Below are 17,129 nucleotides of genomic sequence, written 5' to 3' on the forward strand. Positions count from 1 at the left end.
ATTATTCGTTATCTTCTGTATCGTCTTCTACGACTTCAACTTCTTCCGGCTGTACATCATCATTACTGTTTAGAGAAAGAATAGCCGCAGCCTTTTCGTCCTCCCAAGCCTTTGCACGCTTGATAGCCTCTGAACGAACATAGCCTACTTTTCCCTCTACGATTTCCTCTGCCGCAACTGATACAGGTTTTTCATCGCCGTATGCGTCCATATCGTGCATACGTTCTTCACCAATCATTCTTGCACGCTTTGCCGCCATTGTAACAAGTGTATAACGGCTGTCCACACACTTTGAAAGTTCCGAAATTCCAGGTTTAATCATCATAATAATATTCCTCCAGTAATCAATAATTTTCAGCTAATAATTTATCAACAAGGTTACGCTTTTGAACCTTATCACGCATTGTTTCTTCGACTTCACGAACACACTCTCCAAGTTCGTCGTTTACGAATATACAGTCATACTTCGTCGACTGAGATAATTCCCATTTTGCCGCCTCAAGTCGTTCTTCTATTTGTTCTGCCGTTTCACGGCCTCTGTCCTCAAGTCGCTGTTTTAAAACTTTCATTGACGGCGGTGCTATAAACATAAGTACTGCCTCTTCAAAAAGTTTCTTAACTTTAAGTGCGCCTTGCGGCTCGATTTCAAGCAAAACGTTTTTGCCGCCCTCAAGCATATCTTCAACAGTCTTTTTCGGAGTACCGTAATAATTGCCGCTGTACATAGCATATTCAAGCATTTCTCCGTTGTCTATCATCTTCTTAAAGTTTTCCACCGTTGTATAATTATATGTCACGCCGTCGGTTTCACCTTTGCGTTTTTCTCTCGTTGTTGACGATACGGACAAAAATACGTCGTTATTTTCATTTGCAAGAAGTTCATTACAAATCGTTCCTTTGCCCGTTCCCGACGGTCCGGACATTACAAAAAGTACACCTCTACTCATCGCCTTTAACGCTCTCCTCTCCTGTATCACCGCTAAGTCTGCCTGATACCGTTTCCGTCTGCAAAGCCGACAGAACAATATGGTCGGAATCGGTTACTATAACGGCTCTTGTTCTTCTGCCGTATGTTGCGTTTATAAGATTACCCTTATCCTCCGCCTCACGAATTATACGTTTAATCGGTGCGGACTCTGGACTTACAACTGCCACAACACGTTCGGCATTAACCATGTTTCCAAAGCCTATATTTATAAGTTTCATTATATCACCTGTTATTCAATATTTTGAATTTGCTCTCTTAATTTTTCAATTTCACCCTTTAGCGTTACAACGGTTTTGGCGATTTCAATATCACTTGCCTTTGAACCGATTGTATTTACTTCACGGTTAATTTCCTGAATTAAGAAATCAAGCTTTCTTCCTGCCGGCGAACCGCTGTTTATTATAGTGTCAAATTCTTCAAAGTGACTGCCAAGTCTTACTGTTTCCTCATTTACTGCCACTTTATCGGCATAAATTGCAACTTCGGTAAGTATTCTTGCTTCGTCTATTTCTTTACCGTCAAGAACTTCTTTAATCTTGTCATAAAGTTTGTCACTGTATTCCTTAACAGTCTGCGGTGAACGCTCGTCCACTTCCTTGACAAGTGTACGCATATAGTCAATTCTCTCGCACAAGTCCTTTTGTATTCTCTCACCCTCACGCTCACGCATTGCGATAAAGTCGCTAAGTGCGCCGTCAAGAACGGTTTTAACCGTATTCCACAGAGCCTCCTCATCTTCTTCAACTCTTTCGGTTGAGAAAATGTCCGGATTTGACGCAACGTTTGATACTGTTATATCGTCCTTTAATCCAAATTCATCTCTAAGTTGGTATAAAACATCTATGTAATTTTTTGCGATTTCCTTATTTAATGTAATCTGCTTGTCGGCAGTTTCGTAGTTTTCTACATTAAGGTATATATCAACCTTACCGCGAGTTATACTTGACGATACATACTTTCTGATTTTATCTTCCAAAAAGCCAAGATGTCTTTGCACTTTTATATTGTAATCCGAATATCTGTGATTTACCGATTTTATCTCCACAAGTATCTTTTTTCCTTCTGTTACGGCCTCTCGTCTGCCGTATCCGGTCATACTTTTCAGCATAGCACGTTCTCCCGTCTAATATATTATATAGGCATATTAACCCATTATTTTTTTATTATACCACAAGTTCTTGTATTTGAACAGTCTTATTTTAAATTTTTTTGAAAAATTCATTACAAAAATAACAGAAATGTATCCGTCAAGTTTGTTATTTCGACAAAAAAACAGACGAACTGTAAATTCAGCTCGTCTGTTTACCGACTTAATTATTTTTTGTTTTTATCGCACTTACAAATAAATCAGTTATATCAGCCGCACCTGTCGGAATTTCAGGTGTCACTATTGTATCGTCCTTTTCCGCATTTGACGATACTGTCATTTTAAGTGACATATCATCAGCATATCCGACTTCTATATTTGCGTCACTTGTTGATTTTGTTGCATCCGTTTTGCTGTTTGCGGAAATGTTGAACTTAAAATCATTTTTTAATTGATTATAGTCACTGTCCGATATATTGCTTATATTTTTCAAAATGTTAAGCATATCTTCTGATTTGATATTCATTTTTAGGCTGTAACCGCCGTTTTCAGTTTCTGTAACCGTTATATATTTATCCATCTGTTCATACATATCAAACATTGATGCCAACGAAATAATAGTATCAATATCAGTATCACCCTCTGTCTGATAAGCACTCTTTAATGTGTCCATAGCCTTTGCAGTATTTCCGCTGACAGCACTGTCCACTATATTTATTGTGGCAGTCGGTACGCCAAGAGAAGTCAAGGCTTTGTTTAAATCAACACTGTACCATACATCACTCTTCACGATAAGTGCCAATGCCTTGATTTTTGCATTGTCCGAGCTTTGAGCAAGTTTTTCTATAACATCTGTTTTAAAGTAAACCTTATCATCCGCTACTACTGCGTTAAGTGTTGCGTCATTTACACTGCTTTCATTCAATGAGCCGTTAAACTTCACCTCTGCACCCGCAACATTATCTTTATTTTTGCCGTCAATACTTCCGTTTGCCGCAACACTGTATTTACTGTTGCCGTTATTCAAATCAAAACTCACATCAAATGCAGTATATTCCTTATTATATTTCGGTGTTTCCTGATTTAAAAGTTTTGACATATTCGGTGCCGAGTTTTCAAATTCGTTAAAATAATCATCAGCATCAAGGATTACAACTGTTTCCGTATCTCCGTCCCAGCCTACTTGCATACCGAATGCGTTACTCATAAAACGAATAGGAACAAGAGTTCTGTCATCAACAATAATCATAGGCGTATCCATTTGAACAGTTGATTCACTTCCGTTATTGTCTACATATATTGTATCGTCCATAAGTGTAAACTTAATTGTTGTGTCACCCTTTTTAGCCGTTACAAGTCTGCTCGAATCATCATAATCAACGCTTGCGCCCATATTTTCAAGTGCCGCTCTGAATGGTATCATAACTCTGCCGTCAGTATTTACAGGCTTAACGTCATCATATTTTACAACCTTATCATTATATACAATATGTATTTCCGATTTATCACCGTACACGCTCGAAACTTCTTTTACTCTTTCCGCCGCACTTACCGAAAAACACGGTACAACCATTGACGCCACAACTGCCGCCGCAATAATTTTCTTCATATTATTTTTCCTCACTTTCGTATAAAGCATTGCTTTGATGTTATTATACCACAGCAAAATCGTTTTAGCAATATTTTTATTGTTTTTTTATATAAATATGGTATAATAAAAAATAATACATTTACACAGGAGGACATTATGGCATTTGACGCAGTAGCGGTTCGTTGTCTTGTCAAAGACCTTAAAGACAAGCTTATAAACAGCCGTATAGATAAAATACATCAGCCCGAAAAAGACGAAATTACAATAAATCTAAGAACAATGACGGATAATTTTAAACTTGTGCTTTCCGCAAGTCCTGCACATCCGCGTGTTCATTTCACAAACGTTTCAAAGAAAAATCCTATCAGTGCGCCTATGTTCTGTATGCTTTTGAGAAAGCATATCGGCAGCGGTAAAATTACGGATATTGAACAGATTGGCTTTGAACGTATTATAAAATTTTCGATAGAAAGTTATGACGAACTCGGCGACCTTACGACAAAATATCTTATAGCCGAAATTATGGGCAGACATTCAAATATTATTCTTACCAATCAAGATATGCGTATTCTTGACTGTATCAAACACATTGATTTTACGGTAAGTTCGGTACGTCAGCTGCTTCCCGGACTTGACTATGTTTCACCGCCTGTCCAGGATAAAACCGACCTTACGGAAATAAACGAAACAGCAAACATAGATTTTTCGTCACCGATACAGACCGCCGATAAAGCCATTCTTTCCGCAATAGCAGGTATCAGCCCGCTTACATCAAGAGAAATTGTATATCGTGCGTTCGGTCGCACAGACGTGAAGTGTTCCGAACTTACGGATAACGGCAGAAATAAACTTTTATACGAAACGGTTAAACTTGCCAAAGACGTTCAGCAAAACAATTTCAGCCCTTGTATGATTATAAATTCCGCCTCGGGCAAGTTAATGGAATTCAGCGCCACGCCTATAACGCAGTACGAATCACTTGCGGAAATTAAAGAATTTGACGACATAAGCGTACTGCTTGACACATTTTACAGAACACGCGATATGCACGAGAGAATGCGTCAAAAAAGTGCCGACCTTGTGAAACTTCTTAACAATAATATAGAACGTGTTTCAAAAAAGCTCGGCATTTTAAATAAAACGCTTGCCGATTCGGAGAATAAAGATAAATATAAAATATACGGTGACTTGCTTATGGCAAATCTTTATAATATAAAAAACGGTCAGTCGAGCGTTGAAGTTATAGATTACTACAAAGAGGATTCGCCTACCGTAAAAATCCCGCTTTCGCCGCAGCTTTCACCGTCACAGAATGCACAGAAGTATTACAAACGATATAACAAGGCGAAAAATGCCGAAATTGAGGCGGCAAAGCAAATTGAAAACGCCAAAAATGACCTTGAATATCTTGAAAGCACGCTTGCCGCTATCGAAACATCGGATACGGAATCAGACTTAAACGCAATCCGCGCGGAACTGATTGCCGAAGGCTATTTAAACAGAAAGTTCAATCCAAAAAAACAAAAACAAAATGCGTCAAAACCTATGCACTTTGTAAGTTCCGACGGTTTCGATATTTATGTGGGCAAGAATAATACCCAAAACGATTACCTTACATTAAAATTTGCAAATTCGTCTGATTTGTGGTTTCATACCAAAAATATTCACGGCTCGCATACAATCATAAAACTCGGACTTGATAAAGACGTTCCGAAAACGACAATCACGGAGGCTGCCGAACTTGCGGCATACTATTCAAAAGGTCGTGATTCGTCACAAGTTCCCGTTGACTTTACGCAGATTAAAAATGTCAAAAAACCAAACGGTGCAAAACCCGGTATGGTGATATACGATTATTACAACACAATATATGTTACACCGAAAGAATTAAAGAACGAGTAGTCAATGACTACTCGTTCTCTTTTATAAACTTTTGTATTTCTTTCATAAATTCTTTACCGTATTTACGTTTTTTCATTTCGCCGACACCGGAAATATTCAAAAATTCGCTATCCGTAACAGGACGTTTACGGCACATTTCACGAAGTGTAGAATCTTGAAATATAACATACGCAGGAACACTTGCCATAACGGCACGTCTGTTACGAAGTTTTTTTAGTCTTTCAAACAGTCTGTCTTCTTCAGATGTCAAAACGGTATCCTTCTTATGAATATAAGAAACTTCCTTAATCAATTTCATCGAAAGTTCTTTACCGTTTAATATTTCCTTTGTTTTTGGTGTGGGTTGTACTGTCCTGTAATTCATTTCGTCAACTTCAAGATAACCCTCTTGAATTAAATAATCAATGATATATCTTATCCTTTTAAGCGACATATCGCTCATAATTCCGTATGTAGAAATAGTATCAAGGTCAAGTCTTTTTATTTTGTCGAGCTTACTTCCGTAAAGCACCTCCGCCAAAAGCGTCTTACCGCAACTTCTCCCCTTTTTTCGTATTCTGTATACACATGACACTATTTTTTGTGCGTCAACGGTTATATCCGTTGTTTCAAAATTAGTATTGCAATTTCCGCAGTTGTCACAGTTAAGCGGCGGATTTTCGCCGAAATATTCGAGAATAAATGCTCTAAGACACTCACTTGTAGTACAATAAAACGTCATCATTTTCAAGCGTTCAAAATCTTTCTCCATAATTTTGATACGCATTTGGTCTGATATTTCCGAGTTTTCATCCGGATTTTCGATAAAATATCTTGCAGTATTGACATCACGGGCACTGTAAAGCATAATACAGTCTGCATCACCGCCGTCACGTCCTGCTCTGCCTGCCTCTTGATAATAGCTTTCAATATTTTTCGGCATATTGTAATGTACAACAAGATAAACGTTCGATTTATCTATACCCATACCGAATGCGTTAGTCGCAACCATTATTTCATATCTGTCGTATATAAAATCGTCTTGATTTTTCTGCCTTTCGTCATCGTCAAGTCCTGCGTGATACCTTGTCGCATCATATCCGTTGTCATTAAGTCTTTCACACACTTCCTCAACCGTTTTTCTTGTCGAGCAATACACTATCGCACTTTGATTTTTATGACTGTCCAAAATATCACAAAGTGCCGTAAATTTATCTTTCGGTCTTTGCACTTCAAAATACAGATTTTCTCTGTTAAAGCCCGTAACCTTAACATACGGATTGTTTAGTTTCAAAATACGAATTATATCTTCTCTCACATCGTCGGTCGCTGTTGCGGTAAAAGCAGCTATAATCGGTCTGTATGAAAGTTTTTTTATAAATTCTTCTATTTTCAAATATCCCGGTCTGAAATCATGTCCCCACTGCGATACACAATGTGCTTCATCTATGGTTATCATAGAGATTTTCACTGTTTGCGCTACCCTTATAAATCCCTCAAGTTCAAGTCTTTCGGGTGCAACATATATTATTTTATACATACCCTTGTAAATATTGCTTACAACTTTATTTTGCTGTGCCAAAGTCAGCGAACTGTTTATGTATGCGGCGGCAACACCCGACTGAACAAGTGAATTTACTTGGTCAATCATAAGTGATATAAGCGGCGAAATTACAATCGTTATACCTTCCATCATCAGTGCCGGTACTTGGTAACACATTGATTTTCCCGCACCTGTCGGCATTATTCCGAGAATATCGTTTCCTTCTAATATATTATCTATAATCTCAGACTGTCCGTCACGAAACTTCCTGTGTCCGAAATATTTTTTAAGAACTTTTTCCTTTTTCATCAATATACTTCTTTCGTTTACATATGTTACTACTATTTTATCGAAAAAGATAATACATTGCAAGAGATATTTTTAAATAAAAAAATAGCAGACAAAACCATAATGATTTTGTCTGCCTTTTGTCATTTTTCTATGCTTTACTCCCATATTGCCGAATATGCGCGTTCGCCGTGTTCACTGTCGTCAAGACCGACATTTTCACTGTTTTCATCAACACGAAGTTTTGTAAACAATCTTACAATACCCACACAAATCAATGTTCCGACAACCGCAACGGCTATTGTTACCAATATACTAAGCACCTGTGCCACGAACAAATGATAATCACCGAAAACAAGACCGTCCCATTTAGCTACCGGATTAATCGAAGTTTGTGCAAACAAGCCTGTTGCGATACCGCCCCATATACCGCCGATACCGTGACAGCCGAATGCGTCAAGTGCGTCATCATATCCGAATTTTGGTTTTAGTACAGATAATGCAAAGTAACAAATCGGGCTGACAAGTGCACCGATAATAAACGACGCCCATATCGGTACGAAACCTGCACCCGGTGTAATTGCCACCAAACCGATAACACCGCCTGTACAAGCTCCGACTACTGTCGGCTTTCCGCCTTTGATTATATCTATAATCATCCATGAAAGCATTGCACAAGCCGCAGAAGTGTTAGTTGTTGTAAATGCGTGAAGTGCAAGACCGTCTGCTGCAAGCGCACTTCCTGCATTAAATCCGAACCAACCAAACCACAAAAGTGACGCGCCGAGTACAACAAACGGAATATTATGCGGTACGACACTTCTTTTCTCAATGCCTTTTCTCTTACCGATTAATATTGCAAGCACAAGACCCGAAACACCGGAGCTTATATGTACAACGTTACCGCCGGCAAAGTCGATTGAGCCGATTTGAGCAAGAAATCCGCCGCCCCAAACCATATGAGCCATCGGATAATAAACCACAAACTGCCACAAGAATACAAATAAGAATATTGCTTTAAATTTCATTCTTCCCGCAACCGCACCTGTAATAAGCGACGGTGTTATAATGGCAAACATCATCTGAAACAACGCAAAACCCATATTAGGGATATTGTCACTGTAAGGACCTGCCTCCGCTCCGACACCGTTAAACGCAAACCACTTTAAGTTTCCTATAACTCCGCCCAAGTCACCGCTGAATGAAAGCGAATATCCGCAAAGTACCCACAATACCGATGAAAGTCCCATAAATGCTACTGACATCATCATTGTATTGAGCACATTTTTTCTTTGTGCAAGACCGCCATAGAAAAATGCCAATCCCGGTGTCATCAAAAACACATACGTTGCCGCAATTATCATAAATCCTATATCTCCACTGTTTAACATATTTTATACCCCCCTATAATAAAGCCTCTCTGTCCTCTTCGCCGGTTCTTACTTTTATAACTCTCGATACAGGTGAAATAAAAATCTTACCGTCACCGATTTCACCTGTTCTCAAAACCGAAATTGCCGTATTAACAACATCATCAACAGGCACTGTACATACAACCATTTCAATTTTTATCTTCGGAAGTAAGTCAACGCTGTACTCAACACCTCTGTAACGGTGCTTTTGTCCCTTTTGCACACCGTAACCCAATACGTTGGATACGGTCATTCCGTTAATTCCGATTTCGTTTAAAGCCGTCTTTAAATCCTCAAGTTTGCTCTGTCTAGTGATAATTTCGATTTTTGTCATTTCTGCCATGACTATACTCCCCTTTCTCTTAAACATAAAAAGCGCGTCTGACAAATTGACCGCAATCAATCCGTCAAACACGCCTTTGTGTTTAATTTAACTCATTATTTTTTATTCCGATTGAACCGTAAAAACAAAAAAGACGCATTTGTAAGAATATTCTCTTACAAACACGTCCTTGTGTTCAATCACCGTAACATTATTATACAACACTAACTTTTTGTTGTCAACAGTTTTTTTGAAATTTTTCTAAAAAGAGAAAGCGAGCTAATAAATTAGCTCGCTGAGGGGGTATATATATTAATCTTTGAAAAAGAGATTAACCTTATTGAATTACATTGATCTTTTCTCATTATACGATACAACAAAGTCAGGGTATGCTGATGCAAGACCATGTTCTGTTGAGTCAAGACCTTCAATTTCTTCTTGTGGCTTAGCACGAAGCAATCCTGCCTTCTTCAATACAACAAACAGAATTGAACCAATGATTGCTGCCCATGCAATTAGCGAAACAGCACCCAATGCTTGAACGCCCAAAGCCTTTAGACCACCGCCATAGAACAGACCAAGTAATTCTGCACCGGCACTTGTATCTGAAGCAAACAAACCGACTGCGATTGTACCCCAAAGACCGCATATACCGTGAACACTGATTGCACCGACAGGGTCGTCAACCTTTAGCTTTGTATCGATAAACGGAATTGCAAGACACATCAAGATTGCACCGACAACACCGATAATAATTGACGCAAACGGAGTTACAAGGTCACAAGGAGCTGTGATTGCAACAAGACCGCCAAGAACACCGTTTAGAGTCATTGAAACATCAGGCTTACCGTAACGAATCCATGTAAAGAACATTGTTGTGATTGCAGCTGCACAAGCGGCAAGGTTAGTTGTGATAAATACCTTAGCGGCTACTTGTACGCCACCTTCTGAAAGACCGCCTGTTGATGCAGGGTTAAATCCGAACCAACCTACCCAAAGGATAAGTACGCCAAGTGCACCGATAAGAATGTTGTGACCCGGAATAACGTTTACTTTTCCGTCTTTTGTGTACTTGCCGATTCTCGGACCAAGAATTGCAGCACCTACAAATGATAATGTACCGCCAAGCATATGTACGATTGCACTACCTGCAAAGTCATGGAAGCCTAACTCTGACAACCAGCCGCCGCCCCATACCCAGTGACCTGCGATTGGATAAATAAACAATGAAATAGCCGCACTGTAGATACAATATGCTTTGAAGTTTGTTCTTTCAGCCATTGCACCCGAAACGATTGTTGCAGATGTTGCACAGAATACTGTTTGGAAGAACAATGCCGTATAATCCATATTCTCTGCACCTGCCATACCGTTCATAAACATATCTCCGAACGGAATACCGATAAATCCGTTACCTTCGCCGTACATAAGTCCGTAACCGATAAACCAATAAATAATTGAACCGAACATAAAGTCAACTATGTTCTTCATAATAATGTTACCTGTGTTTTTACTTCTTGTAAAGCCTGCTTCAACCATTGTGAAACCTGTTTGCATAAAGAACACCAATACACCGCCAAAGAATAACCAAAAACAGTCTACTGCTGTTGTTAATAGTTCTGTACTCATAATCAATCAATCCTCCTATTTAATGAAACTTTCTATAATAAAGCCTCTCTGTCTTCTTCACCGGTTCTTACCTTAATAACTCGTGATACCGGAGAAATGAAAATCTTACCGTCACCGATTTCGCCTGTTCTTAAAACCGAAATCGCTGTATTTACAACATCTTCAACCGGTACTGTACATACAACCATTTCAATCTTAATTTTCGGAAGTAAATCAACGTTATACTCAACACCTCTGTACTGATGTTTCTGACCTTTCTGTACACCATATCCAAGAACGTTGGTAACTGTCATACCGTTGATTCCGATTTCATTCAAAGCCGCCTTTAAATCTTCAAGCTTGCTTTGTCTGGTGATAATTTCGACTTTTGTCATTTCTGCCATGACTAAACTCCCCTTTCTTTTAAACAAAAAAGCGTGTCTATCGAAGTTTTCTGATACTTTCGATAAACACGCCTTTGTGCTTAATTATAATGTATAATATTAAGTTTTCCTAATTGAACTGAAAAAGCGCATTCGTAAGACCTTTTTTCAATCTTACGAACACGCCCTTGTGTTCAATCTCTTTAACTTTAATTGCATTATACGCCTATGGATTTAAAATGTCAATAGCTTTTTTTAATTTTGACTAACATTACAAAATAAAAGTTACTTTGCACTTATTTATTTAGAAAATATAAACAAACCTTGACACCAACCAACAAAATCCGTACTATATGTTGACAAACCACTCATTGCGTGGTACAATAATAAAAATGACATAAAGGAGATATAAAACAGTATGTACTGCGTAGGCAATTACAACTCAATAAAAGCAGACAAAGGGTATTCTGTTTCCCCTTTATTTCTATTTTCTTTTTTAAAAACCAATTGACAATGTTATTTATTCATTGTCTTTTTTTTTGGGCTATATAGCCTAATTCACTAATATGGAAGGAGAACAATTATGAAAGCACAGCTTATTTTGGAAAACGGTATGCGTTTTTCGGGAACGCTTTTCGGCGCTGAGAAAAACATCGTCGGAGAAGTAGTTTTCACAACCGGTATGACAGGCTATCAGGAAACTCTTACTGATCCGTCTTTTGCAGGTCAGATTGTCACTATGACTTTCCCTCTTATCGGTAACTACGGAATTAATCTTGAGGATATGGAGGCAAAGCACACTAATCTTAAAGCATTTGTAGTAAGAGAAAAGTGCGATTTTCCGTCTAACTTCAGAAATGAAATGAACCTTGATGATTTTCTTCGTCAACAGGGTGTTGTAGGTATTGAGGGTATCGATACAAGAGCACTTACAAGAGTTATCCGTGAAGCAGGTACAATGAAGGGTGTCATTATGCAGGGCGAGCCGAGTGATGAAGAAGTCAATGTACTTATGAACTCTCTTGACAACAGTCACGTTATTATGGACACAACTGCTGAGCAGGTATATACATTAAATGAAACAGGCAGACCGCACGTTGCTTTCATAGATATGGGTGCAAAACAAGGTATTATCCGCGATTTATTGAAGAGAGGCTGTAAAATTACAGTATTCCCTGCCAACATTCCCGCTTCGGTTATCGAAGAAGCAAATCCGGACCTTGTATTCCTTTCAAACGGTCCCGGCGATCCGCTTGACGCTCCGGGTACAGTTGATACTGTTAAGCAATTAATAGGTAAATATCCAATCTGCGGTATCTGTATGGGACATCAGATTATAGGTCTTGCACTTGGCTGCGAAACTAAAAAATTAAAGTTCGGTCACCACGGCGGAAACCACCCTGTAAAAGACCTTACAACAGGCAATGTTTTCATTACAAGTCAAAATCACAACTATATAGTTGCAGATTTGCCGGACACTGTTGAAGAAACATTTGTAAACGTAAATGACGGTACTTGCGAGGGTATCAGACATAAAACTCTACCAATCCAAAGCGTTCAGTTCCACCCTGAAGCATCACCGGGACCGCTTGATACAGGTTGGTTATTTGACAGATTTTTAAAGGGGGTAAACTAATATGCCTTTAGATAAAAGTATAAAGAAAGTTCTTGTTATAGGCTCAGGTCCTATCGTAATCGGACAGGCTGCCGAATTTGACTATTCGGGTACACAGGCTTGTCAGGCAATTAAAGACGAGGGTATTGACGTTGTACTTGTAAACTCAAACCCGGCTACAATTATGACTGACAGAGGTATGGCTACAAACACTTATATTGAGCCGCTTACCGCAGAATATGTAGAAAAGATTATTCAAAAAGAACGTCCGGACTCAATTATCGCCGGCATGGGCGGTCAGACAGGTCTTAACCTTGCTTGTGAGCTTTACGACAAGGGCGTTTTTGAAAAGTATAATATGAAGGTTATCGGTACTTCAATTCCGTCTATCAAAGAGGGTGAGGACCGTGACAGCTTTAAGCGTCTTATGGAACGCACAAATCAGCCGATTGCTCCGTCTGAAATCGTTACAGATGTTGAATCGGGTCTTGCATTTGCAAAGAAAATCGGCTACCCTGTCATCGTTCGTCCCGCTTACACACTTGGCGGTACAGGCGGCGGTATTGCTGAAGATCCCGAACAGCTTGAAACAATCCTTTCACAAGGTTTGCACCTTTCAAGAGTAGGTCAGGTTCTTCTTGAAAAGTCAATCAAGGGTTGGAAAGAAATCGAATTTGAAGTTATGCGTGACGGTGAAGGTAACTGTATCACGGTATGTTCAATGGAAAACATCGACCCTGTCGGTGTTCACACAGGTGACTCAATCGTTGTCGCTCCTGCACTTACTTTGGCTGATAAAGAATATCAAATGTTGCGTAAAGCGGCTATTGATATTATCAATTCAATCGAAATTAAAGGCGGTTGTAACGTACAGTTTGCACTTGATCCGGAAAGCTTTAACTATGCGGTTATCGAAATTAACCCTCGTGTGAGCCGTTCATCCGCACTTGCATCAAAGGCAACAGGCTACCCTATCGCTAAGATTGCCGCTAAGATTGCACTTGGTTACAACCTTGACGAAATTAAGAATGCCGTTACAGGTAAAACATACGCTTGCTTTGAACCTGCTATCGACTACGTTGTAACAAAAATTCCAAAATGGCCGTTTGATAAATTCTTCGGTGCAAAGCGTAACCTTGGTACAAAGATGATGGCTACAGGTGAAATTATGGCTATCGGCAATACTCTTGAATCATCACTTCTAAAGGGTATTCGTTCACTTGAAATAAAACAATACACACTTGAAAGAAAATCTTCAAAGAAACGTACCACCGTTGAATTAAAGCAACGCGTTATCGTTCCCGATGACGAAAGACTTTTCGACCTTGCAGAGCTTATCCGCAGAAATTACAATATGGAAAAGCTTGCCGAAATCACAGGTATGGACCCATTCTTCTTGCAGAAAATTAAAAATATCGTAGACGCAGAAGAAGAATTAAAGAAATATAAATTAGCCGATTTGACTTATGACATTCTAAAGAAATATAAGAAAATGGGCTTTAGTGATAAGGGCATTTCAGAACTTATCGGTTGTGACGCAGACGAGGTATATAATCTTAGAAAATCTTTGGGTATTATCCCTGTTTACAAAATGGTTGATACTTGTGCGGGTGAATTTGAGGCTGTTTCTCCGTATTATTACTCAACATATGACGAAACTACAGAGTCATTCCCTTCTGATAAGAAAAAAGTTATCGTTATCGGTTCGGGTCCTATCAGAATCGGTCAAGGTATCGAATTTGACTATTGCAGTGTTCATTCTGTTCTTTCTCTTGAAAAAGCAGGTATCGAAACAATTATTATAAACAACAACCCTGAAACAGTAAGTACAGACTTTGATACATCAGACAAACTATACTTCGAGCCGCTTACAGAAGAAGATGTTTACAACATTATCGAACTTGAAAAACCTGACGGTGTTATTCTTCAATTCGGCGGTCAGACTGCTATCAAACTTGCAAACTTCCTTGACAGTATGCACGTTCCTGTACTTGGTACACAGCCTAAGTACATTGACGAGGCCGAGGACAGAGAAAAGTTTGACGAAATGCTTGAAAAACTTAACATAAAGCGTCCAAAAGGTAAGGCTGTTTGGAGTGTTAAGGAAGGTATTGAAGAAGCTAATAAGCTTGAATATCCGTTACTTGTACGTCCGTCATACGTTCTTGGCGGTCAAGGTATGGAAATCACAAGAAACGAAATCGACCTTGTAAGATACCTTACAGATGCATTTATTAAAGATACAAAAAATCCTGTTCTTATCGACCGTTATCTTGGCGGACGTGAACTTGAAGTTGACGCTATTTGTGACGGTACAGACGTTCTTATTCCGGGTATCATGGAACACCTTGAAAGAGCCGGTGTACACAGTGGTGACTCAATTTCAATTTATCCACCGCAAAATGTACCTCAGCATATTATTGATAAAATCGTTGACGTAACATACAGAATTGCACTTGAACTAAAGGTTATCGGTATGATTAACATTCAGTTTATTGAATTCAGAGATGAACTTTATATTATCGAAGTAAACCCACGTTCAAGCCGTACAGTACCTTATATAACAAAGGTTACAAACGTACCTGTTATTGATATTGCAACAAACATTATGCTTGGCAAAACGCTTAAAGAAATGGGTTATTCAACAGGTATTGCACCGCAGACAAATACAGTCGCTATAAAAGTTCCTGTATTCTCAACCGAAAAATTACCGCAGGTTGAAGTAAGTCTTGGTCCTGAAATGCGTTCGACAGGTGAAGTTTTAGGCGTAGGTCAAAACTTCCACGAGGCTATGTACAAAGGATTTACTGCCGCCGGTACAACAATTCCAAAGGCAGGTTCAACAATTCTTGTTACGGTTCGTGAAATGGATAAAGAAAACTTCTTGCCTATCGCAAAGAAATTCCACGAACTTGGCTGCAAGTTTATTGCCACTGCCGGCACTGCAAAATTGCTTGAAGATAACGATATTCCGGTACAGGTTGCAAAGAAGATTTCAGAGGGTGTTCCGAATATCCTTGATGTTATCAGAAGCGGTATGATTGACCTTATCATCGACATTCCTAAGAAGGGTAATGATATTCATTCAGACGGATTCAAAATCAGACGTACAGCTATTGAATGTGACGTTTCGATTATGACAAGTCTTGACACTGTTAAAGCACTTGTTGATGTTATGGAACATCGCTATACACCTGATACTGTTGAAGTTATTTCACTTTCGGATATTAAATAACATACAAAAAGCGGAGATTTTAAAAATCTCCGTTTTTTTAATACTCTGTATTATTGAAGTATCGCCAAATCGTTTGCTTCACACATATTGCTTATTCCGTAAAGTATAAGCACCTCGTCATAGCTGTTCTGCTCCGTCAATGCAGATACATTATTAAGATAATATCTCAAGTCCACCATATCAATCTGTGAACAATTTTCAGCCATAAACGGCACGAAACAATGTGCATAGCTGTCTTTTATCACAAGCACTTTCTTACCGTCCTCATTATCGTTATTCACAATCCTTTCAAAATTATGATTTCCGTCAAGGAACACCGGGTATTTATCAAGTTCTTCGAGATGTTCTTTAAAAAACATACTGTCATAAACCTCATCTTCAAAGCCGTCATTAATCGTCACCGTAACATTAATCGGATATTCCCACGTTTCTATACTGTCAGATTTTTCGTACCACAATGCACTTTTTGAATAAGTCGTGCCGAAAAAGCCGTCTGTACTTTCAATATCATAATCACTGCGAACTTCAATATTTTCACTTTCCGCCCACTTTTTATATGCCAAATACGCACCGTAACTTGTCCAGTGGTGGTCGGTTTTATAATAAATCTGCTTGTCCTTGTTTTCGGTCAGAGTATCGCGTATATCAATAAATTCTGCGTTCTCTGCCCTGTTTTTTATATCGTCGATTATTTCGCCGTCATTATATTCGGTATGAACTTTCGGAAGTTCTTCCGACATTATATATCCCGTTGACGGTACAACAATAAGTTTTGTTTCGATACCCGTATTTTTCACGAAATTATTTATCGCCGTTATATTTGCATTTAATTTCTCTTCATCACACTTTACAGGTGTGTTAATAATATACCCGTCTTTTCCTTTATATACCCCATTTGAGCCGTTACGTCCCGAATAAAGCATATAATATGAATCGGTTGACGCAAAGAAATTTCTTGCGGGAAAGTGGTCTGAAATATATGTTTCAAAATCCTTTTCCCATTTTCCGTTAAACAATTTTTGTACACTGAATTCAGGGAATTTTGCAAGTGTTCGTTTTTCGTTCACCGAAACCTCTTGTTTCGGCAAAAACGCGGTAAGCGCCGCCATTGCACCTATAAATCCGCAAAACAATACTGTAAGCAATATATCTCTTTTTTTAGCCATTATATCACCC

General features: G+C 38.8%; 14 protein-coding genes. 3 read left to right on the forward strand and 11 right to left on the reverse strand.

Annotation, left to right across the window (positions count from 1 at the left end; all coding sequences use genetic code 11):
* Position 1: 1 nt before the first annotated feature.
* The 5 genes from rpoZ to ACSAMO_RS02555 form a co-directional block, all read right to left on the reverse strand.
* The gene (gene rpoZ, locus ACSAMO_RS02535; protein ID WP_117967591.1) at positions 2 to 325 is read right to left on the reverse strand and encodes a DNA-directed RNA polymerase subunit omega; all 324 of its coding nucleotides are present in this window, start codon (positions 323 to 325) and stop codon (positions 2 to 4) included.
* 19 nt (positions 326 to 344) lie between these two features.
* Positions 345 to 947, reverse strand: coding sequence for a guanylate kinase (gmk, locus tag ACSAMO_RS02540; RefSeq protein WP_117967592.1), 603 nt, complete (start codon positions 945 to 947; stop codon positions 345 to 347).
* Positions 940 to 1,206: a DUF370 domain-containing protein gene (locus ACSAMO_RS02545; protein ID WP_022230795.1), complete on the reverse strand. Its 267-nt coding sequence runs from the start codon at positions 1,204 to 1,206 to the stop codon at positions 940 to 942. The genes gmk and ACSAMO_RS02545 overlap by 8 nt, the downstream gene beginning before the upstream one ends.
* A gap of 11 nt (positions 1,207 to 1,217) precedes the next feature.
* On the reverse strand, positions 1,218 to 2,096 hold the full coding sequence (locus ACSAMO_RS02550; RefSeq protein ID WP_337599460.1) for a YicC/YloC family endoribonuclease: 879 nt from the start codon (positions 2,094 to 2,096) through the stop codon (positions 1,218 to 1,220).
* A gap of 202 nt (positions 2,097 to 2,298) precedes the next feature.
* Positions 2,299 to 3,684, reverse strand: coding sequence for a copper amine oxidase N-terminal domain-containing protein (locus ACSAMO_RS02555; protein ID WP_499209773.1), 1,386 nt, complete (start codon positions 3,682 to 3,684; stop codon positions 2,299 to 2,301).
* 138 nt (positions 3,685 to 3,822) lie between these two features.
* Between ACSAMO_RS02555 and ACSAMO_RS02560 the strand changes: the two genes are divergently transcribed.
* Positions 3,823 to 5,568 (forward strand): Rqc2 family fibronectin-binding protein, encoded by a 1,746-nt coding sequence (locus ACSAMO_RS02560; protein ID WP_499209774.1) that lies wholly within the window; start codon positions 3,823 to 3,825, stop codon positions 5,566 to 5,568.
* A gap of 7 nt (positions 5,569 to 5,575) precedes the next feature.
* On the opposite strand, the gene recQ is transcribed toward ACSAMO_RS02560, so the two are convergent.
* From recQ to ACSAMO_RS02585, 5 genes are all read right to left on the reverse strand, one after another.
* Positions 5,576 to 7,399 carry a DNA helicase RecQ gene (gene recQ / locus ACSAMO_RS02565; RefSeq protein ID WP_499209775.1) on the reverse strand — a complete coding sequence of 608 codons (1,824 nt, stop codon included), beginning with the start codon at positions 7,397 to 7,399 and terminating at the stop codon, positions 5,576 to 5,578.
* Between the two features lie 137 nt (positions 7,400 to 7,536).
* Complete coding sequence (locus ACSAMO_RS02570) at positions 7,537 to 8,769, reverse strand: ammonium transporter (protein ID WP_022230790.1); 1,233 nt, start codon at positions 8,767 to 8,769, stop codon at positions 7,537 to 7,539.
* 13 nt (positions 8,770 to 8,782) lie between these two features.
* A complete protein-coding gene (locus ACSAMO_RS02575; protein ID WP_022230789.1) occupies positions 8,783 to 9,133 on the reverse strand; it encodes a P-II family nitrogen regulator in 351 nt (116 codons plus the stop codon).
* 324 nt (positions 9,134 to 9,457) lie between these two features.
* Complete coding sequence (locus tag ACSAMO_RS02580) at positions 9,458 to 10,741, reverse strand: ammonium transporter (RefSeq protein WP_499209776.1); 1,284 nt, start codon at positions 10,739 to 10,741, stop codon at positions 9,458 to 9,460.
* Positions 10,742 to 10,773: 32 nt separating this feature from the next.
* Entirely contained in the window at positions 10,774 to 11,124 is a 351-nt protein-coding gene (locus ACSAMO_RS02585; RefSeq protein ID WP_022230787.1) for a P-II family nitrogen regulator, read from the reverse strand.
* A gap of 562 nt (positions 11,125 to 11,686) precedes the next feature.
* Between ACSAMO_RS02585 and carA the strand changes: the two genes are divergently transcribed.
* Together carA and carB are read left to right on the forward strand one after the other, a co-directional pair.
* Positions 11,687 to 12,739 carry a glutamine-hydrolyzing carbamoyl-phosphate synthase small subunit gene (gene carA / locus ACSAMO_RS02590; protein WP_337600270.1) on the forward strand — a complete coding sequence of 351 codons (1,053 nt, stop codon included), beginning with the start codon at positions 11,687 to 11,689 and terminating at the stop codon, positions 12,737 to 12,739.
* Position 12,740: 1 nt separating this feature from the next.
* The gene (gene carB / locus ACSAMO_RS02595) at positions 12,741 to 15,953 is read left to right on the forward strand and encodes a carbamoyl-phosphate synthase large subunit (RefSeq protein ID WP_499209777.1); all 3,213 of its coding nucleotides are present in this window, start codon (positions 12,741 to 12,743) and stop codon (positions 15,951 to 15,953) included.
* A 50-nt stretch (positions 15,954 to 16,003) separates the two neighbouring features.
* On the opposite strand, the gene ACSAMO_RS02600 is transcribed toward carB, so the two are convergent.
* Positions 16,004 to 17,119 carry a DHHW family protein gene (locus tag ACSAMO_RS02600; protein WP_412294134.1) on the reverse strand — a complete coding sequence of 372 codons (1,116 nt, stop codon included), beginning with the start codon at positions 17,117 to 17,119 and terminating at the stop codon, positions 16,004 to 16,006.
* Positions 17,120 to 17,129 lie beyond the last annotated feature (10 nt).

The organism is Ructibacterium sp. SJQ-7 (genome assembly GCF_054696575.1).

What these genes read in the sequence shown, in the direction of transcription:
- rpoZ (WP_117967591.1), bottom strand. Translation starts at nt 325, where the DNA reads ATGATGATTAAACCTGGAATTTCGGAACTTTCAAAGTGTGTGGACAGC.
- gmk (WP_117967592.1), bottom strand. Translation starts at nt 947, where the DNA reads ATGAGTAGAGGTGTACTTTTTGTAATGTCCGGACCGTCGGGAACGGGC.
- ACSAMO_RS02545 (WP_022230795.1), bottom strand. Translation starts at nt 1,206, where the DNA reads ATGAAACTTATAAATATAGGCTTTGGAAACATGGTTAATGCCGAACGT.
- ACSAMO_RS02550 (WP_337599460.1), bottom strand. Translation starts at nt 2,096, where the DNA reads ATGCTGAAAAGTATGACCGGATACGGCAGACGAGAGGCCGTAACAGAA.
- ACSAMO_RS02555 (WP_499209773.1), bottom strand. Translation starts at nt 3,684, where the DNA reads ATGAAGAAAATTATTGCGGCGGCAGTTGTGGCGTCAATGGTTGTACCG.
- ACSAMO_RS02560 (WP_499209774.1), top strand. Translation starts at nt 3,823, where the DNA reads ATGGCATTTGACGCAGTAGCGGTTCGTTGTCTTGTCAAAGACCTTAAA.
- recQ (WP_499209775.1), bottom strand. Translation starts at nt 7,399, where the DNA reads ATGAAAAAGGAAAAAGTTCTTAAAAAATATTTCGGACACAGGAAGTTT.
- ACSAMO_RS02570 (WP_022230790.1), bottom strand. Translation starts at nt 8,769, where the DNA reads ATGTTAAACAGTGGAGATATAGGATTTATGATAATTGCGGCAACGTAT.
- ACSAMO_RS02575 (WP_022230789.1), bottom strand. Translation starts at nt 9,133, where the DNA reads ATGGCAGAAATGACAAAAATCGAAATTATCACTAGACAGAGCAAACTT.
- ACSAMO_RS02580 (WP_499209776.1), bottom strand. Translation starts at nt 10,741, where the DNA reads ATGAGTACAGAACTATTAACAACAGCAGTAGACTGTTTTTGGTTATTC.
- ACSAMO_RS02585 (WP_022230787.1), bottom strand. Translation starts at nt 11,124, where the DNA reads ATGGCAGAAATGACAAAAGTCGAAATTATCACCAGACAAAGCAAGCTT.
- carA (WP_337600270.1), top strand. Translation starts at nt 11,687, where the DNA reads ATGAAAGCACAGCTTATTTTGGAAAACGGTATGCGTTTTTCGGGAACG.
- carB (WP_499209777.1), top strand. Translation starts at nt 12,741, where the DNA reads ATGCCTTTAGATAAAAGTATAAAGAAAGTTCTTGTTATAGGCTCAGGT.
- ACSAMO_RS02600 (WP_412294134.1), bottom strand. Translation starts at nt 17,119, where the DNA reads ATGGCTAAAAAAAGAGATATATTGCTTACAGTATTGTTTTGCGGATTT.